Annotated in this window: 7 protein-coding genes; 1 reads left to right on the top strand and 6 read right to left on the bottom strand. The window is 64.4% G+C overall.

What is annotated here, in order from left to right:
* Window positions 1-90 precede the first annotated feature (90 nt).
* From ACP7AX_RS13535 to ACP7AX_RS13525, 3 genes are all read right to left on the bottom strand, one after another.
* Window positions 91-513: a DUF3151 family protein gene (locus ACP7AX_RS13535; protein WP_131684600.1), complete on the bottom strand. Its 423-nt coding sequence runs from the start codon at window positions 511-513 to the stop codon at window positions 91-93.
* Between the two features lie 2 nt (window positions 514-515).
* Window positions 516-1,535, bottom strand: a complete 1,020-nt coding sequence (gene fbaA / locus ACP7AX_RS13530) for a class II fructose-bisphosphate aldolase (RefSeq protein WP_164202582.1) — start codon at window positions 1,533-1,535, stop codon at window positions 516-518.
* Between the two features lie 301 nt (window positions 1,536-1,836).
* Entirely contained in the window at window positions 1,837-2,523 is a 687-nt protein-coding gene (locus ACP7AX_RS13525; protein WP_426226968.1) for a TrmH family RNA methyltransferase, read from the bottom strand.
* A gap of 52 nt (window positions 2,524-2,575) precedes the next feature.
* Between ACP7AX_RS13525 and ACP7AX_RS13520 the strand changes: the two genes are divergently transcribed.
* Complete coding sequence (locus ACP7AX_RS13520; protein ID WP_426226966.1) at window positions 2,576-3,406, top strand: HAD-IIA family hydrolase; 831 nt, start codon at window positions 2,576-2,578, stop codon at window positions 3,404-3,406.
* Here the strand turns inward: ACP7AX_RS13520 and ACP7AX_RS13515 are convergent.
* The 3 genes from ACP7AX_RS13515 to ACP7AX_RS13505 form a co-directional block, all read right to left on the bottom strand.
* Entirely contained in the window at window positions 3,403-4,449 is a 1,047-nt protein-coding gene (locus ACP7AX_RS13515) for an alpha/beta fold hydrolase (RefSeq protein ID WP_426226964.1), read from the bottom strand. The genes ACP7AX_RS13520 and ACP7AX_RS13515 overlap by 4 nt on opposite strands.
* 105 nt (window positions 4,450-4,554) lie before the next feature.
* Complete coding sequence (locus tag ACP7AX_RS13510; RefSeq protein ID WP_426226962.1) at window positions 4,555-5,175, bottom strand: hypothetical protein; 621 nt, start codon at window positions 5,173-5,175, stop codon at window positions 4,555-4,557.
* Window positions 5,176-5,266: 91 nt separating this feature from the next.
* Window positions 5,267-6,025, bottom strand: coding sequence for a GAF and ANTAR domain-containing protein (locus tag ACP7AX_RS13505; RefSeq protein WP_426226960.1), 759 nt, complete (start codon window positions 6,023-6,025; stop codon window positions 5,267-5,269).
* Between the last annotated feature and the right edge of the window lie 64 nt (window positions 6,026-6,089).

Here is a 6,089-nt window from a genome sequence, read left to right as displayed (position 1 = left end):
TATTAACGGGGGCACAACCCCCCCAAACCCCCGCCGCCGGCGGTCAACTTTTTCTAATGGGGCCCCGCCCGCCGTCGTCATGCCCGATTTCTACTTGGCCTCGATGGCTGCTTTCGCGGACGGATCGGAGTCGTTCAGGAACTTCTCGATCCGTTCCGGCTCCTCCGCTTCGCCAATCGCCGCAGAAGCCCGGCCCAGGGAGTAGAGCGCCCGCAGGAAGCCGCGGTTGGGCTCGTGCTCCCACGGGATGGGCCCGGTGCCGCGCCAGCCGTTGCGGCGCAGTGAGTCGAGGCCGCGGTGGTAGCCGACGCGGGAGTAGGCGTAGGAGTCAATGACCCGGCCCTCGGCCCAGGCCTCTTCAGCCAGCACAGCCCACAGGAGTGAGGACGTCGGGTTCCTGGCCACGAGGTCCAGGGCCTCCTGGCCCGCTTCCAGCTGCTGGTAGACCTCGGTCTCGGCAGGCAGGAGCGTGGGCTCAGGGCCCATCAGGTTTTTCCGGAACTCGTCAGACATGCCTAGAACGTCTTTCCGGCCGAACCGAGCTGCTTGGTCGCCTCAACGACGCGGGCAGACAGGCCGGCTTCGGCGGAGGCGCCCCAGACGCGCGGATCGTAGAGCTTCTTGTTGCCCACTTCGCCGTCCACCTTCAGCACGCCGTCGTAGTTCCTGAACATGTGGTCCACCACGGGACGCGTGTAGGCGTACTGGGTGTCGGTGTCGATGTTCATCTTGATCACGCCGTAGGAGACGGCGTCGGCGATTTCCTGGTCCGAGGAGCCGGAGCCGCCGTGGAACACGAGGTCGAACGGGCTGTCCTTGCCGAGCTTGGCACCCACCTGGGCCTGGATGTCCTTGAGGATCTCCGGGCGGAGCTTCACGCCGCCGGGCTTGTACACACCATGCACGTTGCCGAAGGTCAAGGCCGTGATGTAGCGGCCGTTCTCGCCGGCACCGAGGGCTTCAATGGTGGCCAGGGCGTCTTCAACTGTGGTGTACAGCTTGTCGTTGATGGCGTTCTCGACGCCGTCCTCCTCGCCACCGACGATGCCGATTTCAACTTCGAGGATCATCTTCGCGGCTGCGGTGCGCTCCAACAGTTCGCGGGCGGTGCTCAGGTTTTCGTTCAGCGGCTCGTGCGAACCGTCCCACATGTGCGAGTTGAAGATCGGGTTGCGGCCGGCCTTGACCTCGGCTTCGGAGGCTGCCAGGAGCGGCAGGACAAAGCCGTCCAGCTTGTCCTTGGGGCAGTGGTCCGTGTGCAGGGCGATGTTGACGCCGTAGTTCTTGGCCACTTCCCGGGCGAACGCGGCGAAGCCCAATGAACCGGCAACCATGTCCTTGGTGGCTGCGCCGGACCAGTAGGCGGCGCCGCCGGTGGATACCTGGACGATGCCATCGGACTCGGCCTCAGCGAAACCGCGCAGGGCTGCGTTAAGCGTCTGCGAGGAGGTGACGTTTACGGCTGGAAATGCGTATCCGCCCGCCTTTGCGCGGTCGATCATCTCGGAGTAGATCTCTGGGGTTGCAATGGGCATGCTGACTCCTAAAGTGAATTTCGTCTGCGGGCCGATCAGGCCCTGGAGTGAACCTCGTCGGCTAGGAACCATCCTAGCCAGTTCTTTCCCGGCGCCGTGTTTCCGGTCACGCGGGCCGGTAATACTCCCGCCCGGAGGGGGATCCGGCAACACGCCCCCGGAACGCTCTCTCCCTTAAAGACGCTTAATTCCCAACCCTCCTCTCCCTTTCTTGAAGAAAGGGAGAGAGGGTTGGTCAAAAACCTGCGATAACTGAGAGAGCGTCGGAAGGGGGGTGGGAGAGGGGGCCGGTAATACTTGCTCAGACGTGCTGGTTGAACACATGCTGGCGGATCCAGGCGTGCATGGCGATGGCCGCAGCGGAGGCGGCGTTGATGGAGCGGGTGGAGCCGAACTGTTCGATGGAGAGGGTGGCCAGGGCGGCCTCGTGGACCTCCGGTGTCAGCCCCGGCCCCTCCTGGCCGAACACCAGCACGCAGTCCTTGGGGAGCTCGTAGGTTTCCAGCGGTACGGAGTCCGGGAAGATGTCGATGCCGATGATGGCCAGCCCCTCCCCCTGGGCCCAAGTAACAAACTCATCCACGGTGGGGTGGTAGCGGACGTGCTGGTAGCGGTCGGTGACCATTGCTCCGCGTCGGTTCCACCGGCGTCGCCCGATGATGTGGACTTCTTTGGCGAGGAAGGCGTTGGCGGTGCGCACCACCGTGCCGATGTTCATGTCGTGCTGCCAGTTTTCGATGGCGATGTGGAAGTTGTGCCGCTTGGAATCGAGGTCAGCCACGATTGCGTCGTGCTTCCAGTAGCGGTACTGGTCAACCACGTTCCGCCGGTCGCCGTCGGCCAGGAGCTCGGGGTCCCAGTGGTCACCTTCAGGCAGACCGCCCTCCCAGGGCCCGACGCCGACCTCCGCCTTGGGTTCCGACGGCGGCTCTGATGCCTCGCCGTTCGGTGGCTGCGGTTCGGCTGGGTTTCCGGGCGTTTCATTCACCCCTCAACACTAGACTGGAGCGTTGGAGCATCCATCACCGGCGGAGGTATATATGGCACAGGCAGACCAGGTTAAAGGATCACCCGCGGTTTACCGCAGCGGCCAGGAAATTGAATGCTGGCTCACAGACATGGACGGTGTGCTGGTCCACGAGAACCAGCCGGTCCCCGGCGCCGCTGACCTGATCCAGCGCTGGGTGGACACCTCAAAGCGCTTCCTGGTGCTGACGAACAACTCCATCTTCACCCCGCGCGATCTGGCCGCACGGCTGCGTGCCTCCGGGCTGGAGGTCCCGGAAGAGAACATCTGGACCTCCGCGCTCGCCACGGCACAGTTCCTCAAGGACCAGGTGCGGGGTTCCGGGTCCGGCAACCGCGCCTACACGATTGGGGAGGCGGGACTCACGACGGCGCTGCACGAGGCAGGCTTCATCCTCACCGACCAGGATCCGGACTTCGTGGTGCTCGGCGAAACCCGCACCTACTCTTTTGAAGCCATCACGATGGCCATCCGCCTGATCCTGGCGGGGGCCCGTTTCATCGCCACCAACCCGGACGCCACGGGCCCGTCCAAGGACGGCCCCATGCCGGCAACGGGGGCCATCGCCGCGCTCATCACCAAAGCCACCGGCCGGGAACCGTACGTCGTGGGCAAACCGAACCCCATGATGTTCCGTTCGGCGATGAACCAGATCGACGCGCACTCCGAAACCACCGCCATGATCGGCGACCGGATGGACACTGACATCGTCGCGGGGATGGAAGCGGGCCTGCACACGGTACTGGTGCTGACCGGCATTACCCAGCGCGAGGATATTGCATCCTTTCCGTTCCGGCCCAACCAGGTACTGAACTCCGTGGCTGACCTGAAGAACCAGATCTAGAAAACACTCACCCTGGAGCCTCCGCGGGGCAGCGGGAAGAACTCGTCCAGCAGCTGCTGCAGGACGGGCCGGTAGACGGTGGGATTCCAGCCGGGGCTGGCGTGCGCCGGCAAGGCACCCTCGGTCTGGAGATCTGTGGAAACCATGTTGGTCCGGAATGCCACGGCCCACGCCTCGAGCGCCGTCTGGTACCTGACGGTCCGGTCGCGGGGATTGCCGATGTACGCCATCTTGGTGCCTCCAAGCCGGTCCATGAACCGGAGCCCTTCGAAGTGGTAGATGTAGGCGGACTCGGTCTGGATCAGCACGCTCGACGGGGCGATGGGCGACAGCTGTTCCAGCGTCTGGTCAAGGATCTGCCGCCAGCTCCGCTCGTCCTTGTGGATCACGCGCTCCCCCAGTTCGTAGCCTCCGCGCACCACCGAGGGCACCCTGAAACCGCGCTCGTAGAGGAACACCACGCCGTCAAACCAGCTCTGGTCCAGAACGTCGTGCCTGCTGTAGGGGCTGGAGTCGAGAACGATAAACGCCACTTCGACGCCGTGGAGTTCGCGGAGCCGGGCCGCCACCTGGGTGGCCACCATGCCGCCGAAGCTGTGGCCGTAGAAGAACAGCTTGGTGAGCTTGTTGGCCCTGACGTGCTCGATCACTGCTATGACCAGTCCATCAATGTCCAGCCCCAGGTTGGAATAGCCGACGGCGGCGAGCCGGCCACGCTGGTTAAGCGCCCCCCGCAGGGCGTTCAGGATCCACTGCGCTTCTTCCCAGCTCGTCTTATAGCCGGGGAAAAGAAACCAGCTGGCATCCGGATAGTAGGCGTCCGCAAAGTCATCCGGAACCGGCAGGATCCTGTTCACACGCCGTTCCGCCTGGACCGTGCGGGTGACCAGCATGTCCCCCACCAACACTGCCGAAGCTCCCGCGCCCGCCAGGAAGCCCCGGCGGGAGAACCGCTTGAGGGAGGCAGCACTGGCCAGCAGCCGGGCAAGGTCGGGGCCCGGCTGTCCAGGACGTTCCTGCGGGTCTTCCCCCTTATACGGCACGTATCTACCGTAGTCACAGCGTCAGCCTGTCCTGCAACTTTCGGCTGCATTTGAGGGAGCGTACCCGCATGCTCAGGTTCCGAACGCCTCAGGTGGGCAGCGGAGTCAGCTGGCTATCTGACCCTCGCCGGCTGGCTCGTAGACGCTTTCGGCGGCTGGCCCGGCCGGGCCGCTCAAGAGTTTCCGGCGGGAAATTTCCTCCCCAACGTCTTTGTACCGGCCAAGCAGGTCCGGCCCCCCGAATGCCCCCGGGGTGTCCAGCTGCGCAAAAATCGAGTCGCTCGCAGTAAAAAGCTCATCGTCGGTATATCCCGTCAAGCCCTGCGCCAACAAGGCAGCGCCGCCGGAATTGAGCTGCGCAGCAGGGGGCCCATCTGTCAGGGCATCGGTCAATACGAGCAACTGCCCGCCGGACCCGTTTGCCTGCGCTGAGCCGTCCGCACTGCCACTGAGCACCAGCGAGACTCCGGCCCCGGCAACTCCGGTGAATGACGCCTGGTCCAGGGCATTGAGGACGATGCGCAGGCCGGCGAGCGCACCTGACTCCACGAGCGCGGCCCCGGAGAGATCCACACAAATATGGGACGGGATGCCCATGCCACGGATGCGGGTGATCAGGTGGACGAGCGAGGGGCGGGATGCGCCGTTGAGGCTTCCGCGGACGTCAATCCGGACAGTATCCGTGAGTGCGTCACGCGTGAGGAGGGCGTTCAATGAGCGGTCCATAGGTACTCCAATTAAGGGTGTCTATGGCCGACGGCTCAACCTCGTAGAGCCTATCCTCGGACCGGGGCCCGGCACAAGCGGCAAACAGGCGTCAGCCTGCCTGTGCTGCCCCCGGCTCCTGATAGTGGGTGCGGCTCGCATTCCCGCCCACAGACTCCACCAAGGACTTGGCGACATTGCGCAGCTTGGTGTTGCTGTTGCTCGAGGCTTCCGTGAGGATGCGGACAGCCGCGTCCTGGCTGCAGCGGTTTTGTGCCATCACGATGCCCACTGCGATGTCGATCGTGGTCCGGGATTCCAGGGTGGCCCGCAGGTTTGCTGCGCTGTCAGTGTGCAGCGAGAACCGGACCGCAAGGCGCAGGGCCTGAGAGATCTCCCGTGTGTAGCCTCGGGCTTTGGCGGCCGCACGTTCGTCGAATTTCTGCGGCACGTCGGAGTAGAGGTTGAGGGCGGCTTTCGCTTCCCCCTGGAGGTTGAACGGCAGCGACAATACCGAACGCAGGCCGTGGGCGGCCACGGCGTTGGCGTAGTCAGGGCCCCACCGGTCTTCCTCAAAGAGGTCCGGGACGTTGACTTCACGCTCCTCTTCGGCGGCAGTCAGGCAGGGGCCCTGGGACAGGGAGTACTGGATCTCGTCCACTTCGCGGGCCGAATCGCTGCTCCACCCGATGGTGGCTGCCTTGCGGTCCCGGAGGAGGGTGATGCCGCAGAGGGCGTCATCGCCGTCGCCCGCCATCTGGTGGGCTGAAAACCTGGCCAGTTCGTTCAGGAACTGCTCGAAATCCGCGCTGTCCATAATAAGGTTCTGAACCTGCTCGGTGGTGTTCAAAGGGAGGTCCGGTGGGAGCATGGCGCGTTCTCCAATGGCTGCAAAAGGGGGTTGAGCAATTTTAGGGTACCCTCCCTGCGCCCGT

This window comes from Pseudarthrobacter sp. DSP2-3-2b1 (assembly GCF_049895945.1).
Taxonomy (GTDB): domain Bacteria; phylum Actinomycetota; class Actinomycetes; order Actinomycetales; family Micrococcaceae; genus Arthrobacter.
This window is presented reverse-complemented; position numbering and strand designations above follow the sequence as displayed.

Bases quoted from the DNA above. Each gene is read 5' to 3' on its own strand.
- ACP7AX_RS13535 (WP_131684600.1), bottom strand. From the start codon at position 513: ATGTCTGACGAGTTCCGGAAAAACCTGATGGGCCCTGAGCCCACGCTC.
- fbaA (WP_164202582.1), bottom strand. From the start codon at position 1,535: ATGCCCATTGCAACCCCAGAGATCTACTCCGAGATGATCGACCGCGCA.
- ACP7AX_RS13520 (WP_426226966.1), top strand. From the start codon at position 2,576: ATGGCACAGGCAGACCAGGTTAAAGGATCACCCGCGGTTTACCGCAGC.
- ACP7AX_RS13510 (WP_426226962.1), bottom strand. From the start codon at position 5,175: ATGGACCGCTCATTGAACGCCCTCCTCACGCGTGACGCACTCACGGAT.
- ACP7AX_RS13505 (WP_426226960.1), bottom strand. From the start codon at position 6,025: ATGCTCCCACCGGACCTCCCTTTGAACACCACCGAGCAGGTTCAGAAC.